This is a genomic window from Streptosporangium sp. NPDC048886 (assembly GCF_055586905.1).
Map to the genome: position 1 here is coordinate 55,070 of NZ_JBVJHH010000018.1, position 23,963 is coordinate 79,032.

The window sequence follows — 23,963 nt, forward strand, 5'->3', positions numbered from 1 at the left end:
GGCGGTCCGGCGGGTCAGGTGACGCGGAGGTCGTCGACGGCCCAGTACCAGTTGTCGTCGGCGTCGTAGTAGCGGAACCGGACGGTCATTTTGGTGGCGCCCGCCGGGACGGCGACGGAGAGGGTCTCGGCCCTGGCGACGGCGTCGGCGGTGTAGGCCTTCACGATCTTGCTGCGGCCACGGTCGAAGGAGACCACGACCTGGGCCTTCTGGCTGCCCTCCTGCCGGTAGTGGGTCACGTACCCGATCCGCGCCGAGGACCGGCCGGCGACGGAGTACGGGGCGCTGACCAGGGTGGAGTTGAAGGTGCCGGTGCCGTGGCGGCGGTCGTCCCACTCGTCGGAGTCGGCCACGGCGAACACGCCGCGGCCACGGACGAACAGCTCCCGCCACTGGTCGCGCTGGGCGCGGGACCAGAACTCGTCCGTCGTGAAGGACCAGCCCCGCCACTCCTCGACACCGCCGGAGGGCAGCCCTCGGTTCTCCACCGACCAGCCGGCCGGCGCGGTGTGGGTGAACCCTCTGACCTCGGCCGGGATGCCCTCCTCGTCGGCCCGTCCGGCCAGGGGCAGTCGGTCGAACGGGTCGGCCGAGCGCAGCGCGACGGATCTGCCGTCCATGTCCGCCGGGAGCGGGAGGCCCAGCTGGCCGAAGACGGTGGCGGCCACGTCCACCGGGCGGGTGTCGGAGGGGGTGACCCCGGCGGCGATGCCCGGCCCGGCGGCGAGGACGAACGTGCGGCGCTCCTCGACGCTGGAGCCGCCGTGGCCGCCGGCGTCGGTGTGGCCGTGGTCGGTGGTGACGATCACCGTCCACCGCTCGTCGCGGTAGGTGGAACGGGAGCGGACCGCGGCGAGGAGACGGCCGACGTAGGCGTCGACCGTGGAGATCGCGTCCAGGTAGGCCCGGCTGCCGGCCCCGCTGCGGTGCCCGATGATGTCGACGCCGCCCAGATAGACGAAGGCGGCGTCCGGGTCGCGCTCACCCAGCACCTTCTCGGAGACCTGGACGATCCGCCCGTCCTCGGCGGGGTATCCGGCCGAGTCTCCGTTGAGGACGATCCGCGCGTCGATGCCGGCGCCGAAGGTGCCCTGGTCGCCGAGGGACTTCCAGTCCATGGCGGCGTAGGTGGAGTAGGACCGGTCGACCCTCTCCAGCCGGGTGAGGAAGTCGGGGTGGAGGTCGTAGCGGCTGCCCGCGAAGACGTTGTTCCTGACCTTGTGCTTGTCCGGCCACGTGCCGGTGGCGACCGTGGACCAGCCGGGGCCGCTGGAGGTGACGGCCATCGGGTGGGTGTAGAGCAGGCTGGTGCCGAAGGTGCCGTGCGCGATCAGCGAGGTGAGGTTCGGCGCGTCGGCCGCGGCGATGCGGTCGTGCCGCAGGCCGTCCACCCCGATCACCAGGACCTTGCCGGCGCTGATGCCGTCCGGGACGTCCGGGACCGGGACGGGGGCGGCCTGGACGGCCATGGTGTTCAGGACCTTCTCGGGGGTGGGGCCCGGGTCGGGGGACACCGGCGTGGGGGTGCCGGATCCGGCCAGGGCCGTCGCCGGGATCAGGACCGTGACCGCGACCGCCGTCGCCACCACCGCGTTGCGTAAGCGCATGGACGTCCTTCCTCACAGGGCCGGAGCACTCCGGCTCTGTGAGGGGACCTCCGGCACGGTTGACCGCGTAAAGGCTGTCAGGTTGGGAGCGTCTCCGCAGGTCATCCCGCTTTTCGGCAGGCGTTGTGGAAGGGTTGGACCCGATAGACGGTGATAACGTCCCGGACTTATGAGCGACTCTCAGGCGGACGGGGACGGCTTGCGGGCGGACGGCTCCCCGGTGAGCGACCGGGCCGCGGCACGGGTGGTCTGCGTGGACGGCGACGGCCGCGTGCTGCTGCTGCACTGGCATGACCCGGTCAGCGGCAGGACCCTGTGGGAACCGCCGGGCGGCGGGATGGACCCGGGCGAGACGCCCTTGGAGGCGGCGCGGCGGGAGCTGACCGAGGAGACCGGGCTGCCGGGCGAGGCGGTGCTGGACCTCTGGGTGCCGGTGCCCCGGGAGTTCGACTGGCTCGGCACCCACTACGCCAAGACCGAGCGGTTCTACCTGGCGAGGTTCGAGGACACTCCCGCGGTGGCCCCCGGCGCGTTCACCGCCGAGGAGGACGACACCTTCCTGGGCTCCGGCTGGTTCTCCCCGGCGGAGCTGGCCGGACTCCCAGACCCGCTGGAGCCGCCGGACCTGGTGGAGGTCGTCTCCCGGATCACCCGGCTGGGCTGACCACGCTCGCCTCCAGCCGCTTCAGCGTGCGCCCGGTGGCCGCGGTCCCGTATGCGTCTCTCCTCTCAGTGGCCGTGGGAGCCGGCGCTGCCGTTGGCGGCGCCGTGGGAGCCGCCGCTGTTGACGGCGCCGTTGGAGCCGCCGCTGCCATTGGCGGCGCCGTTGGCGCTGCCGCCGTCACCCTGAACGGTGACAACGGCCGCGGTGTCGGCGCCGGCGGACTGGGCCGGCGTCGTCGCGGGCGCGATGAGGGCGAAAGCCGCCATCGTTGCGGCCACGAGAGCGTTCCTGAGCTTGATCATGATGGATCACTCCATGCCGGATCGGTCACGTCCCGGGCGATGCCCGGGCCGGTGGAGCACCGGATCGGTACTGCGCAGAACACCGACACGGTGTCTGGATCTCACGCTAGGCGGGGTGCCCTCCAGGAGGGTAGGAGTGTCACTCCCAGGGACGGACCTCGCCGCCGACGGACGCCTCGGAGTGCCGGCGAGGGAGAATGCGCACGCTGCGCGTCGAGGCCGTCGCCGCCTCGGCGGGAGGGACCGGCCCGGGGGGTCGCGGAATACGGCACCTGGTCAACCGGTTTCCGCCACAAAGTGATGAATCCAAGCACACGCTCCACATGGTGATGAAATGGACAATCACAATCTTCTGGGTGAGTTCCTGCGCGCTCGACGCGAGTTCACCGCCCCCGAGCAGGTAGGACTGCCGCACTCCGGTCCCCGCCGGACCCCGGGACTGCGCCGGGAGGAGGTGGCGATGTTCGCCGGGGTCAGCACCGACTACTACATCCGTCTGGAGCAGGGGCGCGAGCGCCATCCGTCCGAGCAGGTGCTCGACGCCCTGGCCCGGGCGCTGGACCTCGACCCAGACGCCGCGGCGCACCTGCACGGACTCGCCCATCCCGGGCCACGGCGCAGGACGGCCGGCGGGACGGAGCGGGTCAGCCCGGACCTGCTGCGGCTGATCCGGAGCTGGCCGTACACCCCGGCGCTGGTGATCAGCCGCCGGATGGACGTGCTGGCCGCCAACCCGCTGGCCACCGCCCTCTACGAGGGGTGGGAACACGCGGACAACCTCCTGCGGATGGTCTTTCTGGCCCCCGCCGCGCGCGAGTTCTACCGCGAGTTCGGCCTGGACTGGGAGCAGGTCGCCCGCTCCAAGGTGGCACACCTGCGCGCCGTCGCGGGAGCGGACCTCGACGATCCTCAGCTGACCGAACTGGTCGACGAGCTCTCCTCCCAGAGCGCGGATTTCCGCCGGTTATGGGCGCGGCACGACGTGTCCCCCGTACCGCACGCGGCCATGCCCCTGCGCCACCGCGAGGCCGGCGACCTGATCCTCACCTGCGAGGTGTTCGACGTCAACAGCGCTCCCGGCCAGCAGCTGGTCACCATTGACGTCGAGCCCGCCGGCCCCGCCGGGCAGGCCCTGGTCCTGCTCGGCGGCGACGTGACGCCGTCCGGCCGGGAAGACCTCGGCCACGCGCTGCAGGCGGCTCACCGCTGATGCGGCCGGGCCCCGTCACTGGGCTGGACATTCGGAAAACACGCGGTCCTTCGCCGGCAAATGTCGTCAACCCCGAATTCATCTGATCGAAGCGGCCCGGTGGACTGGTCGTCGATCGGGTAAGACCGACAAATATCATGATTCAGTGCGTAAATCTCCTAAAAGGGTATTTTCTATGAGAAAACTCCGATTGCGTGCAGCGTCGGCGACCGCGCCGGCCCTGCTCCCCCTCAGCGCCCGCGACGGCTCCGGCACCACCGGCGGCATCGGCCTGATGTGGAGCCTGGTCGTCGGGGCCAAGGGGGCCGTCCCTGCCTGCCGCCGTCGGCGGCACACCCCTGAGCCCGTGGCCGGAGGAGCACTCCCTCCCCCGCCACAGGCGGGCGCCGCCAAGGCCTCCGCCCCGGTGCAAGGCATATCCACCCGGAGGGAAGACAGCACCCCCTCCGGGGGAGGATCCTCCACCGCAAACGGGGAAGGTATGGATAAATCCCCACTTAGGGTAAAAATCAACACCTGAGATTCATGTGGAGGAGAAAAGCCAACCGTGGAGGGGCTGGTCTCTTCTCCGGTGGGGTTTCTGTCCACCTTGCCCCAGTCTCTCCTCACCCAAGCGGCACCACCCCGCCCCCTCCCCCACCCAAGCCACCTCACCCCGCCCCCTTCCCGCCCAAGCTGCCCCACTCCGGCGCGGCCGGCCCCGGCAGCCACAGGCTCATCACCCTGCAGGTCGGCACCACGCTGGAGTCCTCGCTGTTCGGCCTGGAGCGCGCCGCCGTACTGTCGGTGCCGCTCATACTCCTCGCCGCGGGCGCGACCGTAGGGCCCGGACCACCGAACGGGCGGAGGAGATGCTGGAGCTCGTCGGCCTCGCCGAGCAGGGGAACCGGCTGCCCAACCAGCTCTCCGGCGGCCAGCAGCAGCGGGCGGTCGTCGACGTGACGGTCTTCCCGGGCGCCACCACCCGCCTCTACGTCCAGGCCGAGATCGACGGCTGCCCCGCCACCGTCTTCGCCGGCCTCCCCTCACGCGCCGCCGCGCCTCTCTCCCCGGCGACGGGGTACGGCTCAGCGTGGACCCGCTACGACCAGTTCTTCCCGCCTAGAGCCCGAGGGCCTCGCGGATGGCCGGGTCGTCGGGGTCGAGGTCGAGGGCACGGCGCAGATCCTCCCGCGCCGCCTGCCCCCTGCCCAGAGCCTGGAGGGCGGTCGCCCGGTTGAAGTACAGCTCCGGGCTCTCCTCGATCTCGATGGCCCTGGACAGATCGGCCAGCGCGCCCTCGGCGTCGCCGGTCTCGTAGCGGAGGATGCCCCGGTTGGCCCAGGCGGCGCCGAGGGCGGGGGCGCTCTCCAGAGCGGCGTCGAAGGCCCGCGCGGCCTCCTCGAACCGCCCGGACGCGGTGTCGAGCTGCCCCTTCACGGTCAGTAGGTGAGGGTTGCCCGGCATGAGCGCCAGCCCGGCCGCGACGTCGGCCCGCGCCTCGGCCTCCAGTCCGAGCACCGCCCGCACGCCCGCCCGGTTGATGTAGGCGTCCAGGTAGTCCGGGTCCAGCTCCAGCACGTGGTCGAGGTCGGCCCGGCCTCCCTCCAGGTCCCCCAGCGCGAGCCGGAGCTCGGCCCGGTTGTAGTACGCCTCGGGCAGGGGCGGGCTCACCCGGATGGCGGCCTCGTAGTCGGCCAGCGCCTCATCGGTCAGCCCGAGCCGGAACAGGAGGTTGCCCCGCTCCAGATAGTGGTCGGCGAAGAACGGGTCGAGGGCGATCGCCGCCGCGTACTCCTCCAGCGCCTCCTTGGCCCGGCCCAGCTCCGCCAGGAGCCGGCCGCGGTTGGCGTGCAGCACCATCCGGTGCACCGGGTGCCGTCCCGGCGGCAGGCCTTCCCGCGCCAGCTCGATGGCCGACTCGACCAGCGCCAGCGCCTGGCGCGGCCGGCCCAGGCGCGCCTCGACGAGAGCCTGGCCGTTGCGGTCGAACCCCAGCTTGAAGGCGCGCTCGCCCCGGTCGGGCAGCAGGGTGGAGATGGCGACGGCCTGGTTGATCCAGCCCGTCGCGCGCCCCAGGTCCCGCTGGGCCGGGTCGGGGTGGCGGGCGTCGAGCATGGCCGTGCCGTAGGCCGAGGCCGCGTGCACCGCGGGGTCCTGACTGCCGCGGCGGGCACGCTCGTAGAGGTCACGGGCCTCCTCCTGGCGGGACAGGGCCCCCAGGGCGGTGGCCGTGCGCTGGATGAAGCGCCACCACAGGTCCGAGCCGGGCTCGGCCAGCCGCGATCCGCGCCGCCCCAGCTCGGCCACCGCGTCCAGGAAACCCTCCCTGACGCAGTGGTCGACGGCGGTCCAGAGCGCCCCGGCCCCGCGTCCGCGGGGGTCGGAGCCGTGCTCGCGGTGGAAGGGGACGGCGCCCAGGCGCGCGGAGAACTCACCCGCGGCCTCCAGCTCGTCGGCCCGCAGGTCGTGCAGCAGCGCCCGCTCCGCCGGGTCCAGCGCCTCGTAGGCGGTCCGCGACCACTCGTCGGTGCACTCGGAGGCCACGTGGGCGGCGGCGACGGCATCCGGCGGCATCCCGTCCGGGCCCGCGGGCACCCGGGCGGGCACCGGTCCGCCGGCGCCCGCCACCCGGCCGCGGAACCAGGGCGGTGGCGCCTGCCCCGAGCAGAGCACCATCGTCAGCAGCGCGGGATCCAACCGCCTGACCAGCACCGCGAGCAGTTCGAGGTCGGTCGGGTCGGCCTCGTGGACGTCCGTCACGACCAGCGTGCGGGGCCCGCGCAGGCAGGCGCCGAGGAACTCCGCCACCCCGTTGGCGAGCCGCAGGGTGCGGCGGGGTGCGGGCACGAGAATCCGCTCGTCGTCATCGAGGTGCGCGTTCACGCCCTGCCGTCGCGCGGCTACCCGATCCCGGAGATCGGGGGCCACGCTGCGGATCTCGATGTCGTGGGCGGTGACCTGCGCCGGAGCCCTCTCCAGGACCTCGGGGACGACCTCGCGTAGGATCGCGCCGCCGACCGTGTAGGGGCCCCGTGACCGCCGGTGCCCGTGCACCACGAGGGCAGACGGATCCGTGCGGTCACCGGGGAGCGACCCGGTCAGCCAGAGATGCTCCCTCACCCCTTGTGGATGACGCTGGCGGCCCCGCTCAACGTGGCGGTGCCGGGTTTACGGACAATGATCTTTTTCATCGTACCCCCCACGGGAAATGACTACAGGTACGATGAATAAGTATTCTGGCATTTCGCCGGATCGCAATGCTCAGCGTTAAATCAGTCTTAGGTCACTTAAATGGAGCAAGCTGCGACATGACCTCAACGAGATCTTTTTCCCCATAAAGCACGATGCACCCCCCGCGCTCTTCCCGTCTGATCTCCCGCCAGCCATACTTGCGGTAGAGCTCGATGGCAGCCGGCTGGTTCATTGTGGTGTCGCCGCGCAGGCGCACGTAGCCCAGCTCGATCGCCCGCTCCTCCAGCGCCTCGACCATCCGGGCGCCGAGCCCCCGCCGCTGAAACTCCGGATGGACCCGCAGCCGGCACATCTCCACCGTCCGGTCGTCGACACGGCGGAGCCCGCCCATCGCGATGACGCGTCCACCGGGGACCTCACCCACCAGGAACTCCCCCCGGTCGGCGATGTAGATCTCGTTGATCTGCGGGAAGTCGTCCTCGTAGTAGACGCCGTCCCCCGGCGCGAGGCCGACCTGAGCGAGACAGATCTGATGCAGTGCCCAGACGGACTCCAGGTCGGACCAGCGATAGCGCCGGAGCCTCATGTAGCGGCGTCCGCGACGGGGTCCACCGCCGGCGTGGCGCGCAACGTCTCAAGGTAGTCCTTGAGCGCGGGGTGGCCGGGGGCCCTGGCCTCCGCCGCCCTGGCCACCTCGTGGGCGCGCTGCATGAGGATGTCGGGCCGGCAGCCCTCGCCCAGCCCCGCGAGCGCCGTCTTGGCTATCGCCAGCGCCTCCTCCAGCTCGCCTTCGAGAAGCTTGCAGGTGGCCCGGTCGAACTTGATGATCGTGGGATCGAGCCAGTCGCCCGGGCCGTATTTGGTGAGGGCCTGCTCCAGGATGAGATCGGCCTCCATCGCCTGCCCCAGCTTCACCAGCGCGTCACCCTGGTGGAAGTAGAGCTGACGCTCGGTGTAGCCGAAGGTCGCGTCGTCCTGGTCGGCCGCCGTCATCTGGGAGAAGGCCGCCCTGGCCCGCGACAGCGCCCGCTTGGCCTGGTCGACCACGTCCTTCTTGCCCGCCCCCGACATCATCGCCAGCGCGCGGGCCTCGAAGACCGGGGCCATCGCCTGGGCGGCGCACGGCGTCTGACCGGCCAGGTCCCGGCTCTTCCTGGCGAGGTTGAGGGCCTCGCGCGGATCCCCGTAGTAGAGCGGGACCAGGGCCTCCCTGGCCAGGACCCAGGCGCGGAGCGCGCGGTCCCCGGTGTCGTCGGCGGCCGTCCGGCCGGTCCTGAAGAAGGACCGGGCCATCCTGTGGTCGCCGAGGTTCACCATGATCATGCCGCTGAGCCCGGCGAGCTGCGCCGCCATCCGGCACAGCCGTTCCTGCAGGTCAACCGGCTGGCGCCGCTCCATGGCCTTGCGTACGGCGCTGAACTCCAGCAGCACGTCGCACAGCAGCCGCAGCGGCGGTGTGTTCATGTACTGCCGGCCGAAGCCGATGGTGGCTTCCTCCCACTGGTCGAGCATCGCAGGCGAAACGGTGGCCGACACCAGGGTCTCGTCCATCCTCCTGCGGATGTTCTCCACAGATCCAAGCACCTGTCCGTCCAGCGCCACGCCGGTGCCGGCCAGGAGCTGCAAAAGCGTCCTCCGTAGCACGTTCTCGTCCTCCTCGCCCCCGTCCGCGGAAGGGTCGCCACCGGTCGGCTTGATCGACAGCTCGCGCGGACCAGGGGAAGTGTCGGGTCTTCCATCCTGGAGATCACCTCGGCCGGCGCCGGGCATCTTGTGGCCGTGGCCGCAGATGCACGGACCGTCGTATCCGAGGGAGGCCGGCTCGACCCGGTAGGCGGAACACAGGTAGTGGAGGTATTCGGGCCCCGGACGCTTCAGCCCGCTCTCATAGGCGGACAGGAGCGTCTCTCCGATACCCGGCGCCGACTTGCCGTCGCGTTCGAACAGCGCCCGTATCTGTTCGATCACGTCGGCGAGAGCGACACCGTGCGCGAGGCGATGACCCTTGATCCGCGTGGTCCCGAACTGGGGACCGCACCTGTCGTGGATCTCCTCGGCGATCTGAGCCGGCTCGCGCCCCGCCGCCAGACCTCTGGCCCGGATCTGCCGCGCCAACTCCGTCTCCCTGTGCTGCCTGCCGGACATACCGGCCCCTCTCTCGCGGCCAGCTGGGCTGGCTGGCACACTAGTCCCGACCGGTCCTCTCCCGCTGACTCAGTGTGATTCAGTTGTCGCACTGTGCCTACCGAGAATGATGGACCAACTTTGGCTCACCAGGAACGCGCGAATAGAGCCATCGGCTAAGGATCGTCCACCAGCGGACTGCTTCTTTCAACCTACTTGGGAGAAGGCGCATCCTGATCTTGGTTTCCCCTCCGTTGACCCATCGGCCCAGGTGAGTCATCTTTGGCCAACCAGCACTGATTCGCGTAATCAAACGGACACGATCCGGTGCGGGACAGGCGATATGAGGAGGGACGAGGTGGGGGAAGACGACTTCGGACACCTGGAGCGATTGGTGTCAGAACTCGACTCGCGCGGACTTCACGCCCGAGTGGTGCGGACCCAGTCGGGGCGCGCCTTCGTGCGCGTGATCAACCCGAACGCCACCAGCCTGGCGGAGAACGTCACCTGCCGAGCACAGGCCGCCCCCAGCCACCGGGACTGGTACTACTGGTGGTCCTGGGGAGAGCGGATGCACACGGCGAAAGACCCGGCCGGTGCCGCGACCAAGGTCGCACGCGTGCTCGCCGCGGTGGGGGAGTGAGATGAGCGGCGGCCCGGAGGGAGTCGCAGCCCTCCGGTCCGCCGCCCCCACCGCGGCTCGGCGGGGCCGGCGGGGTGACCGGTGCGGAGCGTCCTCGGACGCTGGGCACCCCACCGGCCCCGGAACATCAAACGCAGACTGCCGTCCGGACCCGTCCGGACGGTGATCGGAGGGATCCCCCTCGGAAACGGCACGGGACACGCTTCCGGGTGCGTGCCCCGTCCGAGCCGCCCGTCACCGGAGTGTCCGGCCCCGCCCCCCGCGGCCCCGGGCCCTGACCTCCCGTCTCCCCGGCGTGATGTGACGGCGGCCGGTTCGGTCGGCAATATGGGTAGGCAACGCGAGTTGCCCGTTCTGCCCACCGACCCGATCCGAGAGGGATCTGCTCCGTGTTCTTGCTCGCCCCCACCCCCGCGCCCACCACCGATGCCACCGGCGGACCCGTGGTCGATGACATTCTCAGGATGGGCGCCGGCCTGACCAACGGGTGCGAGAACGGCGGCGGGGTAATCTGCAGCCTCATGCAGTCCGTCCTGCCCGCCGCCTGGGCACCCGTGATCGCGAGCGCGATCGCCATCGTTCTCATCGTCGCCATCGCCCTGCTCCTGCGCAACGTGGCCAACCGGCTGATCACCCGCGTGGTGAAACGCGCGTCCTCGGCCAGCGGCGGCTCGATCGCCGGCCGGCTGCGCGGCAAGCAGACGGTGACATTGGAGGGGCTCGACGCCGTCGCCGCCGAGCGGCGCAGACAGCGCGCGGAGACCATCGGCTCGGTGCTGCGGCCCGTCGCCTCGATCGTCATCCTCGGCACGGCGGCCCTGACCGTCCTGGAACGGCTCTCCGTCCCCATCGCCCCCCTGCTGACCAGCGTCGGCATCGTCGGCGTGGCCGTCGGCTTCGGCGCCCAGGAACTGGTCAAGGACTTCATCGCCGGCATGTTCATGCTCCTGGAGGACCAGTACGGCGTGGGCGACGTGATCGACGCGGGCGCGGCGATCGGCACCGTGGAGGCGGTCACCCTGCGCATCACCCGCCTGCGCGACCTCGACGGCCGGGTCTGGTACGTCCGCAACGGCACCATCACCCGGGTCGGCAACGAGTCCCAGGGCTGGTCCCGCGCGACCGTGGACGTCCCGGTGGCCTACGCCTCCGACATCCCGGCCGTCCGTGACCTGCTCAAGGACGTGGTCGAGGACATGTGGAACGACTCCTCCTACCGCGACAGCATCATGGTCGAGGAGCCCCAGGTCTGGGGGATCGAGCAGATCTCCGACACCGCGCTCGTCTTCCGGATCAGCGCCAAGACGATCCCCTCCCGGCAGGCCGAGGTCGCCCGCGAGCTCCGCATCCGGATCAAGTCCGCCCTCGACCGCGCCTCCATCGCGATCGCCGGCTGACCTCGCCCAGGCATGGGGCCGGCCGGAGTCGCTTAGGCTTGGAGGCGTGTCCGCTATCCCCGAGGAACCTCAGTCCTTCTACGACGCGGTCGGCGGCGAGGAGGCCTTCCGGCGTCTTGTCCACCGCTTCTACCAAGGTGTCGTGGACGACCCGTTGCTACGACCGCTCTATCCCGAGGACGACCTCGCCGGAGCCGAAGACCGGCTCCGGCTCTTCCTGATCCAATACTGGGGTGGGCCCAACACCTACAGCGCCCAGCGGGGGCACCCGCGGCTGCGGATGCGGCACAACCCCTTCGTCATCGGCTCGGCCGAGCGCGACGCCTGGCTCAAGCACATGCACGACGCGGTGCTCTCGCTGGAGCTCCCCGACGACCTGGAGAAGCGCCTGTGGGACTATCTCGTCTACGCAGCGCACAGCATGGTCAACGCCCCTGACGCATAAACCCCACCAGGTGAGGGCAATCCATGCACATGGAGACCCCCTGGTGGCGTGATGCCGTCGTCTACGAGATCTATGTTCGCAGCTTCGCCGACGCCTCAGGAGACGGCGTCGGCGACCTGACCGGTGTCCGGCAGCGCCTGCCCTACCTCGCCGAGCTGGGCGTGGACGCGATCTGGCTGACCCCTTTCTACCGCTCCCCCATGGCCGACGGCGGCTACGACGTGGCCGACTACCGCGACGTCGACCCGCTGTTCGGCACCCTGACGGACTTCGACGCGCTCGTTGCCGACGCCCACGCCCACGGGCTGCGGGTGATCGTGGACATCGTGCCCAACCACAGTTCCTCCGAGCACGAGTGGTTCAAGGCGGCGCTGCGCGGTGAGGGTCGCGAGCGCTATCTGTTCCGGGACGGCGGCGAGCTGCCGCCCAACAACTGGCAGTCGACCTTCAGCGGCCCGGCCTGGACCAGAACGCCCGACGGGCAGTGGTATCTCCACCTGTTCGCCGCCGAACAGCCCGACTTCAACTGGCGTAACCCCGAGGTGCAGGCCGAGTTCCTCGACGTGCTGAGGTTCTGGCTGGACCGGGGGGTGGACGGGTTCAGGATCGACGTGGCGATGGGCCTGCACAAGGCCGAGGGCCTGCCCGACACCCCCGCGGAGGGCCAGGCGTTCAAGGCCGAGTCGCCGATCTGGGGGCGGCCCGAGGTGCACGAGGTCTACCGCGAATGGCGCAAGGTGCTCGACTCCTATCCGGGCGAGCGGATGGCCATCGGCGAGGTGTGGACCGACTCCGCCGAGGACCTCGCCCGCTACGTCCGCCCCGACGAGCTGCACCAGAGCTTCAACTTCGCCTGGCTGGAGGCGCCCTGGTCCGCGACGGCCTTCCGGAAGGTCATCGATGACACCCTGGCCGCCGTGACCGCGCCCACCTGGGTGCTGTCCAACCACGACGTGGTCCGCCACGTCACCCGGTACGGCGAGGGCCTGGACAACTCCACGACGGGCCTGGCCCGCGCCCGGGCGGCGCTGCTGGCCATGCTCGCCCTGCCGGGGTCGGCATACCTGTATCAGGGAGAGGAACTCGGCCTCCCCGAGGTCAAGGACCTTCCCCCGGAGTCGCGCCAGGACCCCATCTTCGCCCGCTCCGAGGGGAAGCTGCCCGGCCGGGACGGCTGCCGGGTCCCCATCCCGTGGTCCGGCGCCGCCGAGCCGTACGGCTTCTCACCCGACGGCGCCCGGCCGTGGCTGCCCCAGCCGGTCGAGTGGGCCGCGCTGAGCGCCGACCGCCAGGCGAGCGACCCGGGGTCGACCCTGAGCTTCTACCGGGAGGCCCTGCGCACCCGCCGCGAGCTGCGCGGCTCGCTCACCGACGAGATCACCTGGCTCGACTCCCCCGAGGGTGCGCTCTTCTTCACCCGTGGCCCCCTGACCTGCGTCATCAACTGCGGATCCGAGGCGGTGCCGCTCCCGGCGCACGACCGGGTCCTGATCGGCAGCGCCCCCGTCGACGGCTACCTGCTCCCGCCGGACACGGCCGCCTGGCTCAGTACCCCCTGAGGGAGCCGTCCCCGGCGCACACGTCCCGGACCGCCGTCGGCGTACCCGCCCCGAACCGCCGACGGCGGGTCCGGCGCGGGTCTCGCCGTACGGCCCGGCGGGAGAGCGTCCCGGGGCCCGCAGCGCACGGCCCCCTCCCCCTCGGGATGCCCGCCCGGGTGGAGGGGACCGCGACCTCCCCTGGGACACCTCGCCGTACGGCCAGCGACGGAAGAGCGTTTCGGGGCCCGGCGGTCAGCGGCGGGGCGGCGAGGTCAGCAGGGCGATGACCATCTCCTGCACGGACGCGGTGAAGCGTCGTGGGTCGTCGCGTGTCAGATGCCTGATCAGATTGCCGTCGAACACCGAGAGCAGCGCGTGGGCGAGGAACTCCGTGTCGAGGTCGGGACGCTCCTCGGCCAGCAGGTCGCGGATGTGGCGGTGCCAGAACCGGTAGCTCGGGTCGGCGTGCTTGTCCTCCGCGCACGCCTGCTCGTGGGCGGTCAGGAGGGCGGCGTTCTGCTCGGCGATGCCTCCCAGCCCGTCGAGGAAGGCCAGCAGGCGCTCTGTCGCGGGCGCCCCCGGGCCCAGCGGCGGAGGCCCCTGGCTGACGGCCTCCCGTAAGGCGAGCGACCGCTCTTCGAGGAGTGCCTGCATGAGGCCGGCGCGGCTGCCGAAGCGGCGGAAAACCGTGCCCTTGCCGACACCGGCGAGAGCCGCGACCCGGTCGAGGGAGACGTGCTCGCCCCCGCCCTCCTCCAGCAGCCGCTCCGCTGCCTGAAGGACCGCTCGCCGGTTCCGTGCCGCGTTGGCGCGCTCATGACGCTGTTCGGCCATCCGTTGTCCTCCACTTAGCGGACCGTCAGTCCGATATGATACAACCACTCCTTAGCGGACCGTTGGTCCGATAACAGCGTCAGGGCAGAGATCCGTCGCCTCACGAGGAGGACCAATGAGCATCCGTGCGCTCGTCGTCGACCCGACCGCCCCCGCGGCCCTGCGGGTGGACGATGCCGCAGAGCCCACACCGCGCCCGTACCAGACAGTGATCGACGTGCGTCACATCTCTCTCAACCACGGAGAGATCGCCTTCGCCCGGCAGCAGGAGCCGGGGACCGTGGCCGGCTACGACGCCTCCGGCATCGTGGCGCGGGCCGCCGCGGACGGCAGCGGCCCGGCCGTCGGGACCCGCGTCGCGGCCTTCGGGCCGGGCGCCTGGGCGCAGCGCATGGTCGTCGACGCCGATTCCGTCGCCGAGGTCCCGGACGGAGTCGACCTGGCCGACGCCGCGGCCCTGCCGATGGCCGGCGTCACCGCGCTGCGCACGCTGCGGGCCGCCCCGATCCTGGGCAGGCGCGTCCTGATCACCGGCGCCTCCGGCGGCGTCGGCCGGCTCGCCGTCCAGCTCGCGGCGCTGGGCGGTGCGCATGTCATCGCGTCGGCCGGCTCGGCGGCACGCGCGGAGGGCCTGGCCGAGCTGGGCGCCCACGAGGTGGTCATCGGCCTGGAGGGCGTGGACCGGCCGGTGGACGTGATCCTGGACAACGTCGGCGGGCCCCAGCTCACCGCCGCGTGGGAGCTGCTCGCTCCCGGCGGGAGCGTCCAGAACATCGGCTGGGCCTCCGGCGAACCGGCCGTCTTCGCGCCGTACTCGTTCTTCTCCCTCGGCCCGTCCAAGTCGATGAACAGCTTCGGCGACACCACCCGGTTCGGCGCCGACCTGTCCACGCTGCTGCGATTCGTCGCCGACGGCAGGCTCCTGCCCGAGGTCGGCTGGCGCGGCCCCTGGGAACGCATCGCCGACGCCGCCCAGGCACTGCTCGACCGGAAGATCCCCGGCAAGGCCGTACTGGACGTCGGCCCTCGGACCGGCGGCTGACCACGGCATCCGGCTCAGGACCAGCTACCGCATCCGGCCACGGACCGGCCACCCCATCCGGCTCCGGCCCTCAGATCCGGTCCGGGCCGCCCGCTCTGGCCCCGGATCGGTCCGGGCCTGCTGTCCGGCCCCGGCCACCGGCCCGACAGGGCAGGGCGCGTCGGCCGCCGGAGCCGGCGCTCCCCCGGCCCGTTACTCGGCGGCGAACCTACGCAGGTAGCTCAGCTCATAGGGGTTCAGCCGCCGGGGGGCGGCCTTCTGCACGTCGTAGGCGACCATCACGGAGCGGGCCCGCACGAAGACCTCTTCGCCGTCGCGGATCTCGTAGTCGAGGGTGAACCGCACCGGCCGGATCTCCGTCACCCACGTCTCCACCCGGACCGGGTCGGCGCGGAAGGTCAGCGGACGTCTGTAGTCGATCTCGTGCCGGGCCACCACGAGCCCCCGGAAGGGGGTCGCCCCCTCCCGGTGGAGGTCGATGTGGAACATCTCCAGGCGGGCGTCTTCGAGGTAGTCGAAGAACCGGACGTTGTTGACATGGCCCAGCGAGTCGATGTCGGCGAACCTGACCGCCCTGGGGAACACATGCCGGTGGGTACGGCTCACGTCGCCGGTCACGCTCTGTCCAGACACATCGGAAACGGTAGCGGGCCTCCGGCCCCCGCCGTACGGCGGGGGCCGGAGGCCGCTTGAGGCCCCGCGTCAGTCGCGGGTGAGCTTACGGTAGGTGACGCGGTGCGGACGGGCCGCGTCGGCTCCCAGTCGCTCGATCTTGTTCTTCTCGTAGTCGGCGAAGTTGCCCTCGAACCAGAACCAGTTCGAGCCCTCCTCCCACGCGAGGATGTGGGTGGCGATGCGGTCGAGGAACCACCGGTCGTGCGAGGTGATGACCGCGCAGCCCGGGAAGTCCAGCAGCGCGTTCTCCAGGCTGGAGAGCGTCTCGGTGTCGAGGTCGTTGGTCGGCTCGTCGAGCAGCAGCACGTTGCCGCCCTGCTTGAGGGTCAGCGCCAGGTTGAGCCGGTTGCGCTCGCCGCCGGACAGGACGCCCGCCTTCTTCTGCTGGTCCGGGCCCTTGAAACCGAACGCCGCGATGTAGGCGCGCGACGGCATCTCGACCTGCCCGACCTTGATGTGGTCGAGCCCGTCGGAGACGACCTCCCAGACGTTCTTCGTCGGGTCGATGCCACCGCGGCTCTGGTCGGCGTAGGAGATCTTCACGGTGTCGCCGACGACGATGCCGCCGTCGTCCGGGGTCTCACTACCGGTGATCATCCGGAACAGCGTGGTCTTGCCGACGCCGTTGGGGCCGATGATGCCGACGATGCCGTTACGCGGCAGGTCGAACGAGAGGCTGTCCATCAGGACGCGGTCCTCGAAGCCCTTGGTGAGCTTCTCGGCCCGGATGACCGTGGTGCCCAGACGCGGGCCCGGCGGGATCTGGATCTCCTCGAAGTCCAGCTTGCGGTGCTTGTCGGCCTCCGCGGCCATCTCCTCGTAGCGCTGCAGACGCGCCCGGCTCTTGGTCTGGCGGGCCCGGGCGTTGGAGCGGACCCACTCCAGCTCCTCCTCCAGGCGCTTCTTGCGCTTGGCGTCCTTCTGGCCCTCCAGCTTGAGCCGCGCCGCCTTGGCCTCCAGGTAGGTGGAGTAGTTGCCTTCGTAGGCGTGGCAGCGGCCGCGGTCGAGCTCCAGGATCCAGCCGGCCACGTTGTCCAGGAAGTAACGGTCGTGGGTGACGGCCAGGACGGTGCCGGGGTATTTCTCCAGGTGCGACTCAAGCCACTGGACGCTCTCGGCGTCCAGGTGGTTGGTGGGCTCGTCGAGCAGGAGGAGATCGGGCTGCTCGAGCAGGAGCTTGCACAGCGCGACCCGGCGCCGCTCACCACCGGAGAGCTGGGTGACCTCGGCGTCCGGCGGCGGACAGCGGAGGGCGTCCATCGCCTGCTCGAGCTGGCTGTCGAGATCCCAGCCGTTACGGTGGTCCAGCGCGTCCTGCAGCTTGCCCATCTCGTCGAGCAGCTCGTCGCTGTAGTCGGTGGCCATCAGCTCGGCGATCTCGTTGAACCGATCGAGCATGGCCTTGGTCTCGGCGACGCCCTCTTCGACGTTGCCGAGCACGGTCTTGGATTCGTTGAGCGGGGGCTCCTGCTGAAGCATGCCGACGGTGAAGCCGGGCATGAGCCGGGCGTCGCCGTTGGACGGCTGCTCCAGACCCGCCATCATCTTCAGCAGCGTCGACTTTCCGGTGCCGTTGGGACCCAGGACGCCGATCTTCGCGCCCGGCAGGAACGACAGCGTCACGTCGTCGAGGACGACCTTGTCGCCGTGCGCCTTGCGCACGCGCTGCAGTGTGTAGATGTACTCCGGCATGCCTTCTAGCTTAGGGCCTGTCAGCCTTAGCTAGGGGCGGCCTCGGGACCCGGCCTGCGGGCCGGGGGCACGGTGGTGACGGGCAGGCAGATCCGGTCGCGGCCGAGCTCCTTGGCGCGGTAAAGGGCCAGGTCAGCAGCGGCGAGCAGCTCGATCAGGTCGTCGCCGTGCATGGTCATGACCGCGACGCCGACCGAGATGGTCACGGTGACCATGTTGTCGTCGGCCGGGACCGCCATCCGCCCGATGCGCGAGCGCAGCCGCTCGGCGACCCGGCGGGCCTCGGTCACGTCCGCCCGGGGCAGCAGGACGACGAACTCCTCGCCGCCGAACCTGCCCACCACGTCGTAGTCACGGAGCTGGCTGCGGATGGTGGCGGCCACCCCGACCAGGACCTGGTCGCCGATCAGGTGGCCGTAGGTGTCGTTGACCCGCTTGAAGTGGTCGATGTCGACGATCAGCAGGGCGAGCGTCTCGCCGGTGCGGCGCGCCCTGACGATCTCGGTGTCGGCCTCGCGCTGCCAGGCCGCGGCGTTGAGCAGTCCGGTCTTGGAGTCGGTGCGGGCCGCGGCCTGCAGCTGGGCGTGGAGCAGGCTGCGCTGGAGCAGGACCACCGGCGGCAGCGCCAGCAGCAGCAGCGCCGGGTTCAGGCCGCAGGTGATGGCGACGAGGACCCCGAGGCAGAGCTCGACCACGTCGAGCAGCAGGCTCTCCCGGTTCCACAGGACCTCCCGCCAGCGGCTGTCGGGGGCGGCGGTGTGCGCGGCGACGGCGATCAGCGCCGTGTTGAGCACGGTGAACAGGACGGCGCAGCCCACGGCGACGAGGATCGGCCCCCCGGCCCCCGCGGTGAGGGCGGTCAGGTCGCCGACGACGGTGTGGAACAGCACCGAGGCCGCGCACCCGGCCAGACCGATCGCGGCCGAGCTGAAGACCCTCCGGTAGACGACCGTCTCGCGCACCCGTTTCTGCAGGAGGAGCTGTAGCGGGATGGGGGCTAAAAGCGCGTAGACGGGGGGCAGGAGCAGCGCGGCGGGCAGCCACCAGGCGGACAGCAGGTCACGGGAGACCCCGGCGGGCATGCCCAGCCTGCGGGTCGCCTCGATGCAGACGGCTCCGCACGCCATCAGCGCGGCGAAGGTGAGCAGGTCCTGCCGGCGGAAATCGCTCGACAGGGCGGAGAACCCGATCGCCACCAGATCCAGCGCCACGATCCCGCAAAGGTAGACGACCAGCGCACGGCGTTGCCCAAGCAAGGGCCACCGATTGGCCAAGGCCGCCACGCCGCCGCGCCGTTTGACCGAGGTGTGAATGGGTGCCGCCATGTCGCCCCCTTCTCCGACTAACGATGTGTAACACGATAGTTGCGGAGTGTGCGCCGCGCGACAGCAACCGCTACCTTTGGCAGAGTGGGTCTCCCATCAGGTGGCCCACGACTGGGAATCGCTCACTCCGCGAGCGGACCGTGTGGGAAAGGAGCAGCCATGCTGCGGGGCGTGACCTGGACCTAACAGGTGCTTCGGGCATCTGACACGGGCAAGACCATCGGCCGTTTCCTCGGCGTCTCCGCGCTTGTCTGGCGGGGCACCGACCGCGCTCGGCCGATGCCCCCTCCTCTTTCGCTCCGGTCCTCTTCCGGGACACACCTCACTTCACTCCTCGTCGGAGATGCGCGGACCGCCGCCGGGAGGCCCCTGCCTCCCGGCCGTTGGGAAGCCTCTGCCCCGCCTGCCGTCAGCGCCCCCGCCGGCGGCGGCCGTCTCGGGCCCCGTACGCGCCCCTCGCCGGCAGTGGCCCGTCCAGGCCGTCATGCCTCAGGCCCCCACCATGCCTCAGGCCGCCATGCGCGCCTCCGTGGGCCACGGCGTCTCGTCCGTGGAATCTCCGTCGGTCATGTCCGCCTCCCTGTCGATCATCTTCTCCTGTTCGGCGCCCGTCTCCCCCTCGGACACGCCGTGATCTTCCGTGTTCGGCCCGGTCTCGGCGGCGCCCGCCCACACCGGGCCTCTCCCCGCCCCGGACCTCTCCCCCTCGTCCGGCCCGTCCTTCACCAGGCTCAGCGCGCCGGAGGCCCCTGCCGCCGCGGGGGCGGCGCCGCCCATGGCCCAGTCGTAGGTCTCACGGTCGAGCTCGATCCGCTCCTCGCGGCCCAGCGAGGGGGCCGCCCCCTGCCGCTGCGGCTTGCTGAAGCTCCCCAGGCCCCAGCGCAGGTCGTGCCCGAGCGAGCCGGCCTCCACCTCGGGCATGAAGCGCCGCTGGCCCTCGTGGGTGAACTCGCGGATCCGCAGCCGCCCCTGGACCACGATCGGCTGGCCCACGTGGACCGACTGGGCGACGTTGTCGGCGAGCCCGCGGAAGCAGCGGACGCCGAAGTAGGTCGTCTCACCGTTGCACCACTGCTGCTTCTCCCTGTCGTAGTAACGGCTCGTCGAGGCGACCTTGAGCGAGGTGACCCGTGAGCCGTCGGGGAAGGTGTGCTGGCGCGGCGGAGCCGCGACGTTGCCGGTCAGCGTGACGTAGATGTCGTTCATCGTGTCTCCCTTGAGAGCGGGCGGACTGCCCGTGGCCTGGAAGACACGATGGCCCGCGCCGTCCCCGGCACGGGCCGCCGAATCACGCTCTGTGGATTACCCCCGGCGCGGGACGGGAGCTGTGGACGGCGCGGGCTCAGCCCTGCACGCCCCGCATGGCGGAGTAGAACTCGTTGTATCGGGCCAGCTCGCGTTCCACCGGCTCGATCACCATGCTCCCGGCGACCCCGCCGACCCTGCGGCGCATCTCCCGCTCCAGCCGGTCGCGCTCGCCGCCCGCGCCGAGCGCGACGAAGTTGCGGCTGGCCACCGCGGTGAGCAGGCCGAGCCCGAGGACCGAGAACACCATCAGCCCGACCCACGGCAGCGAGGCCGCCTCACCGAACACCGCCAGGCCCGCCGGCAGCGTCCCGACGCCGAACACACCGTAGGCGAGAGCCGTACCGCACCAGGCGAGACCCGCGACGAACAGCAGGACCAGCAGGTACTGCCAGATGAGGAGCAGCCGCCACCAGGAGGGGACCCGGTCCAGGCGCGGGGCGACCTCCGACAGCTCCTCCGACAGCACCTGCGGCAGCTGGAGCGAGCGGGAGCGGGCGGCGTCCCTGATCCCGTTGCGCCAGGCCTCGTGCATGCCGGAGGTCAGCCCGTCGACGAGAGCCTGCACCGCGTTGTCCACCTCGGCCGGCTGCGCGCTGACCGAGCCGCCGGTGAGACCCCGGATCTCGTCCCTGAGGTCGCCCAGTCGCAGGCTGTTCAGCGGGTCGGGCCGGAGCTTGGCGGCCCACCGGGTGTACGGCCAGCCGACCCACTCCATGGACCGCACACCGTAGACGTTCTCCATCGCCTCGCCGACCGCCGGCACGCCGACGGCGTCGCAGAGCGCGTCGGTCAGGCCGAGCCGGCGGGCGTCGTCGATGGAGGCGGGGGCGGCCGGGACCTCACCGTCCGGCATGATCTTCGCCAGGCGGAGCGTGAGCCGGTCGAGGTCGGCCTCCAGCCGCTGGACCGCGGCCCGGCGCCTGGCCACGGTCTCGGCGAGGACCGCCTTGAGGCCGTCCACCCCCCTGCCGGTGATCGCCGAGGTGGTGACGATGACGGGATTCTCGACGCCCTCGCGGCGGAGCAGGTCCTCCAGGTCCGCGACGCACTCGGCCAGCTCCTCCGGCTCCAGCCGGTCGGCCTGGTTGAGCACGAAGATCGTCACCGCGTCGTGCCCGGCCAGCTCGGTCACGTAGCGGCGGTGTGTGGAGGCGTCGGCGTACTTCTGCGGGTCGAGCACCCACACGACGAGGTCGGCGACCTGGATCAGCCGGTCGGCCTCGGTGTCGGTGAGCGCCCGGATGGAGTCGTGGTCGGGCAGGTCGAGCAGGATCAGCCCGTGGAGGCGGCCTTCGCCCTTGTCCAGGGCGCTGGCCCGGGCGAAGCGGTGCCGCCACTGGATCTGCAGCCAGTCGAGCAGCGGGCCGGCGCCGTCCAGGCCCCAGACGCAGGCGTGGGTGCGCGCCGTGGTCGGGCGGCGGACGCCGGTGGGCGACAGCTCCAGCCCGGAGACCGAGTTGAACAGGGTGGACTTGCCGCTGCCGGTGCCCCCGGCGAGCGCGACCACGGTGTGGTCGGAGGAGAGCTTGAGCCTGTCACCGGCGCGCAGCAGCAGCTGCCCCGACTCGGCCAGGAGCTTGGGGTCGACTCTGCCCGGCCCCAGCTCCACGATCCGGGCCAGCGCGGCGAGCCGGCTGCCGATCCCCTGGCGCGTCTGGGTGGTGCCAACAGTCGTCATGCTCGCTTACCGTTCCTCTTCCGCTGCGCGGATCGCTCGTATCTCACGGGCCGTCGTGCCGGAGGCACGCTCCGGGAACACTCCGCTCACCACGCCGGGCCCGCTCCCCGCCGCCGGCCGCTCCCCGCTCCCGGCCGGCTCCTCATCGGGCGACCTCAAGGCTGTAGGTCGCCTGGTGAAGGCGGGTGGCGGCGGATCCGTCGGGGATGCCCGCCCCGTCGAGGGCCTGGACGTAGCGCGACATCTCGTCGTCGAACAGCATGCCGATCCGGGCGCGCAGATCGCTGCGGGCCTTGGCGCCGATGTTGCGCAGCGACTCCGCGCCGAGGAGCGCGTGGACCAGCCGTTGCGGCAGCGCGCCGGTGACGGCGTTCTCGCCCTCGGCGGCGCCGTCGCCGAGCAGCCCCACCGCGAAGATCAGCGACAGGGACTCGACGTCGAAGGAGACCAGCCTGGCGACCGCCCGCTTGGTGACGCCCTCGGTGCGGATCAGCTCGATGATGTGCTCCTGCCAGGCCGCGACGGTCCGGCCGGTCCGGCGCAGGAGCTCGTCGGAGGCACGGCCGAGACCCGGGACGGCGGCCAGGCTCTCCCCGGCGCCGGGGCGGTGCAGCCACCGGGCGACGGCCTCCTCCGCGGCGCGCTGCGCCGCCGAGATGACGACGGACTCCACCGCGGCGCGGAGCGCGGACTTCAGCGCGCTGAGCCGCTCGGGGGCCTGGTGACTCGCCTTCCCGGCGAACCGGCCCGGCTTGCGCAGGTGCAGGGTCCTCATGAGATCGCCCGAGCCGGCGAAGTCCTGCCAGCGGGCGAGCACCTCTCCACGCAGCAGCGAGCCGTCCCTGGTCGCCCCCTCGATCTCGGCCAGCGCGCCGGCGTAGGCGGCGTCCACATCCGCGCGCAGCTCGCTACGGAAGACCACCTGGGCCTCCAGCTGCCTGGCCAGGGCCGGGATCCGGGTACGGAAGCTGTCCAGCACCCCGGACAGGGTCGCCTGTACGGCCTGCGCCCGGCGGCGGTCGTCGACCGACAGCTCGGTCAGCCAGAGCCGGAGCTCGGTGACCTCGTGGTCGGGGAGCATGCCACCGGTGACCTTGCTCTCGTCGACGACGAAGCGGTCGACCTCGCCGAGGCCGTACTCGGCGAGCATCCTGAAGAAGTGCTTGGTGACCACCTCCCGGGACCGGGGGGGCACCCGGGACAGCACGATGGCCAGCCGGGCGCCGCGCTCCTTGGCCAGGCGGAGGAGCCGCCAGGCGGGGGCGTCGGCGTAGCGGGCTGCGGTGGTGACGAAGATCCACAGATCGGCCGTGTCGAGCATCCGGTGGGCGATCTCGTGGTGCTCCTCGACGACCGAGTCGATGTCGGGGGTGTCGAGCAGGGCCACGCCCGGGGGGAGACGCTCGGCGGAGGCGAGCACGAGGCTGCCGGGATCCGCCTGGGGGTCGGGCGCGTCCCGCCGCCGCAGGCTGCCGAGCAGATTTCCCCCGGCGAACCACTCGTGGTCGTCGGGGTGGCAGACGAGGACCGGCGTGCCGGTGGTCGGACGGCGCACGCCGGTGGCGCTGACCTTGGCGTTGGCCAGGGTGTTGATGAGCGTGGACTTGCCCGCGCCGGTGGATCCGGCGACCACGACGAGCGCCGGCGCGGTGCTCATGTGGACCCGAGGGATCACGTAGTCGTCGAGCTGGGCCAGGATCTCGCTCTGGGTCCGCCTGGCCTCCTCCGCTCCGGGAAGGTCCAGGCCGAAGCGGAGGTCGGTGACGCTGTTCCGCAGGACGTTGAGCGCGTTGGTCAGGGCCTCCGAGACGACATCGGGCAGCAGCACCTCCCGCACCCGGTCGTCCCACGCCTCCTCGGCCGCGTAGGTGCCGTCGGAGTCATCGTCGACGGAGCCGCCGGGCCCGTCCGGTCCGGAGGAGTCCCCCGGCCCGTCCGGATCGAGGGAGCCTGCGTCGTCCGGGGACGCGTCCGGGGCGGAGAAGCCTGCGCCGTCCAAGGAGGCGTCCGGGACCGAGGAACCTGCGTCGTCGAGACCCGCGCCCGAGGCGAGGAAGGCCGCGCCGTCCAGAGACGCGCCCGGGGCGGAGAAGCCTGCGCCGTCCAGGGAAGCGTCCGGGACCGAGAAGCCTGCGTCGTCCAGGGAAGCGTCCGGGTCCGATCCGGTGTCGGTGGCCTGGTCTCCCGTTCCGGTGTCGGTGCCGGCCGGGACTCCCGCTCCGGCTCCGGGAAGACCTGCCCCGGTCTTTCCGTCCTCTCCGCCCATCCGTTCCGCGCGGAGCGGAGGAGCGTCACGGCCGGC

20 protein-coding genes are annotated in these 23,963 nt (G+C 71.5%); 7 read left to right on the forward strand and 13 right to left on the reverse strand.

Features of this window, described 5'->3' with window-relative positions; all coding sequences use genetic code 11:
- Nucleotides 1-14: 14 nt before the first annotated feature.
- Entirely contained in the window at nt 15-1,607 is a 1,593-nt protein-coding gene (locus ACZ6R6_RS22935) for an alkaline phosphatase family protein (protein ID WP_470096343.1), read from the reverse strand.
- A gap of 169 nt (nt 1,608-1,776) precedes the next feature.
- Here ACZ6R6_RS22935 and ACZ6R6_RS22940 point away from each other — a divergent pair, with 169 nt between their 5' ends.
- Nucleotides 1,777-2,271, forward strand: coding sequence for an NUDIX hydrolase (locus ACZ6R6_RS22940; RefSeq protein WP_470096345.1), 495 nt, complete (start codon nt 1,777-1,779; stop codon nt 2,269-2,271).
- A gap of 65 nt (nt 2,272-2,336) precedes the next feature.
- On the opposite strand, the gene ACZ6R6_RS22945 is transcribed toward ACZ6R6_RS22940, so the two are convergent.
- The gene (locus ACZ6R6_RS22945; RefSeq protein ID WP_470096347.1) at nt 2,337-2,573 is read right to left on the reverse strand and encodes a hypothetical protein; all 237 of its coding nucleotides are present in this window, start codon (nt 2,571-2,573) and stop codon (nt 2,337-2,339) included.
- Between the two features lie 334 nt (nt 2,574-2,907).
- Between ACZ6R6_RS22945 and ACZ6R6_RS22950 the strand changes: the two genes are divergently transcribed.
- A complete protein-coding gene (locus ACZ6R6_RS22950) occupies nt 2,908-3,783 on the forward strand; it encodes a helix-turn-helix transcriptional regulator (RefSeq protein WP_470096349.1) in 876 nt (291 codons plus the stop codon).
- Nucleotides 3,784-4,433: 650 nt separating this feature from the next.
- Here ACZ6R6_RS22950 and ACZ6R6_RS22955 read toward each other — a convergent pair.
- The 4 genes from ACZ6R6_RS22955 to ACZ6R6_RS22970 all read right to left on the reverse strand — a co-directional run bounded on the left by ACZ6R6_RS22955 (nt 4,434) and on the right by ACZ6R6_RS22970 (nt 9,072).
- On the reverse strand, nt 4,434-4,580 hold the full coding sequence (locus tag ACZ6R6_RS22955; RefSeq protein WP_470096351.1) for a hypothetical protein: 147 nt from the start codon (nt 4,578-4,580) through the stop codon (nt 4,434-4,436).
- Between the two features lie 304 nt (nt 4,581-4,884).
- Nucleotides 4,885-6,885: a tetratricopeptide repeat protein gene (locus ACZ6R6_RS22960; protein WP_470096353.1), complete on the reverse strand. Its 2,001-nt coding sequence runs from the start codon at nt 6,883-6,885 to the stop codon at nt 4,885-4,887.
- A gap of 163 nt (nt 6,886-7,048) precedes the next feature.
- Complete coding sequence (locus ACZ6R6_RS22965) at nt 7,049-7,543, reverse strand: GNAT family N-acetyltransferase (RefSeq protein WP_470096355.1); 495 nt, start codon at nt 7,541-7,543, stop codon at nt 7,049-7,051.
- The gene (locus tag ACZ6R6_RS22970; protein ID WP_470096357.1) at nt 7,540-9,072 is read right to left on the reverse strand and encodes an XRE family transcriptional regulator; all 1,533 of its coding nucleotides are present in this window, start codon (nt 9,070-9,072) and stop codon (nt 7,540-7,542) included. Before ACZ6R6_RS22970 ends, ACZ6R6_RS22965 begins: the two co-directional genes overlap by 4 nt.
- A gap of 367 nt (nt 9,073-9,439) precedes the next feature.
- Between ACZ6R6_RS22970 and ACZ6R6_RS22975 the strand changes: the two genes are divergently transcribed.
- From ACZ6R6_RS22975 to ACZ6R6_RS22990, 4 genes are all read left to right on the forward strand, one after another.
- On the forward strand, nt 9,440-9,724 hold the full coding sequence (locus tag ACZ6R6_RS22975; RefSeq protein WP_470096359.1) for a hypothetical protein: 285 nt from the start codon (nt 9,440-9,442) through the stop codon (nt 9,722-9,724).
- A 389-nt stretch (nt 9,725-10,113) separates the two neighbouring features.
- Nucleotides 10,114-11,121, forward strand: coding sequence for a mechanosensitive ion channel family protein (locus ACZ6R6_RS22980; RefSeq protein ID WP_470096361.1), 1,008 nt, complete (start codon nt 10,114-10,116; stop codon nt 11,119-11,121).
- Nucleotides 11,122-11,167: 46 nt separating this feature from the next.
- Nucleotides 11,168-11,566: a globin gene (locus ACZ6R6_RS22985; protein ID WP_470096363.1), complete on the forward strand. Its 399-nt coding sequence runs from the start codon at nt 11,168-11,170 to the stop codon at nt 11,564-11,566.
- Nucleotides 11,567-11,589: 23 nt separating this feature from the next.
- Nucleotides 11,590-13,125: a glycoside hydrolase family 13 protein gene (locus ACZ6R6_RS22990; RefSeq protein ID WP_470096365.1), complete on the forward strand. Its 1,536-nt coding sequence runs from the start codon at nt 11,590-11,592 to the stop codon at nt 13,123-13,125.
- Nucleotides 13,126-13,359: 234 nt separating this feature from the next.
- Here the strand turns inward: ACZ6R6_RS22990 and ACZ6R6_RS22995 are convergent, their stop codons facing one another.
- Nucleotides 13,360-13,941, reverse strand: coding sequence for a TetR/AcrR family transcriptional regulator (locus tag ACZ6R6_RS22995; protein ID WP_470096367.1), 582 nt, complete (start codon nt 13,939-13,941; stop codon nt 13,360-13,362).
- A gap of 115 nt (nt 13,942-14,056) precedes the next feature.
- Here ACZ6R6_RS22995 and ACZ6R6_RS23000 point away from each other — a divergent pair, with 115 nt between their 5' ends.
- Nucleotides 14,057-14,983 carry a zinc-binding dehydrogenase gene (locus ACZ6R6_RS23000; protein WP_470096369.1) on the forward strand — a complete coding sequence of 309 codons (927 nt, stop codon included), beginning with the start codon at nt 14,057-14,059 and terminating at the stop codon, nt 14,981-14,983.
- Between the two features lie 192 nt (nt 14,984-15,175).
- On the opposite strand, the gene ACZ6R6_RS23005 is transcribed toward ACZ6R6_RS23000, so the two are convergent.
- The 6 genes from ACZ6R6_RS23005 to ACZ6R6_RS23030 all read right to left on the reverse strand — a co-directional run bounded on the left by ACZ6R6_RS23005 (nt 15,176) and on the right by ACZ6R6_RS23030 (nt 23,927).
- Nucleotides 15,176-15,616, reverse strand: coding sequence for an acyl-CoA thioesterase (locus tag ACZ6R6_RS23005; protein WP_470096371.1), 441 nt, complete (start codon nt 15,614-15,616; stop codon nt 15,176-15,178).
- Between the two features lie 69 nt (nt 15,617-15,685).
- Complete coding sequence (ettA, locus tag ACZ6R6_RS23010; protein ID WP_470096373.1) at nt 15,686-17,350, reverse strand: energy-dependent translational throttle protein EttA; 1,665 nt, start codon at nt 17,348-17,350, stop codon at nt 15,686-15,688.
- A 26-nt stretch (nt 17,351-17,376) separates the two neighbouring features.
- On the reverse strand, nt 17,377-18,675 hold the full coding sequence (locus tag ACZ6R6_RS23015) for a GGDEF domain-containing protein (RefSeq protein ID WP_470096375.1): 1,299 nt from the start codon (nt 18,673-18,675) through the stop codon (nt 17,377-17,379).
- 507 nt (nt 18,676-19,182) lie between these two features.
- Nucleotides 19,183-19,881, reverse strand: coding sequence for a single-stranded DNA-binding protein (locus tag ACZ6R6_RS23020; protein ID WP_470096377.1), 699 nt, complete (start codon nt 19,879-19,881; stop codon nt 19,183-19,185).
- Between the two features lie 136 nt (nt 19,882-20,017).
- Nucleotides 20,018-21,661: a GTP-binding protein gene (locus ACZ6R6_RS23025; RefSeq protein WP_470096379.1), complete on the reverse strand. Its 1,644-nt coding sequence runs from the start codon at nt 21,659-21,661 to the stop codon at nt 20,018-20,020.
- 142 nt (nt 21,662-21,803) lie between these two features.
- Nucleotides 21,804-23,927 (reverse strand): GTPase, encoded by a 2,124-nt coding sequence (locus ACZ6R6_RS23030; RefSeq protein ID WP_470096381.1) that lies wholly within the window; start codon nt 23,925-23,927, stop codon nt 21,804-21,806.
- Nucleotides 23,928-23,963: the final 36 nt, after the last annotated feature.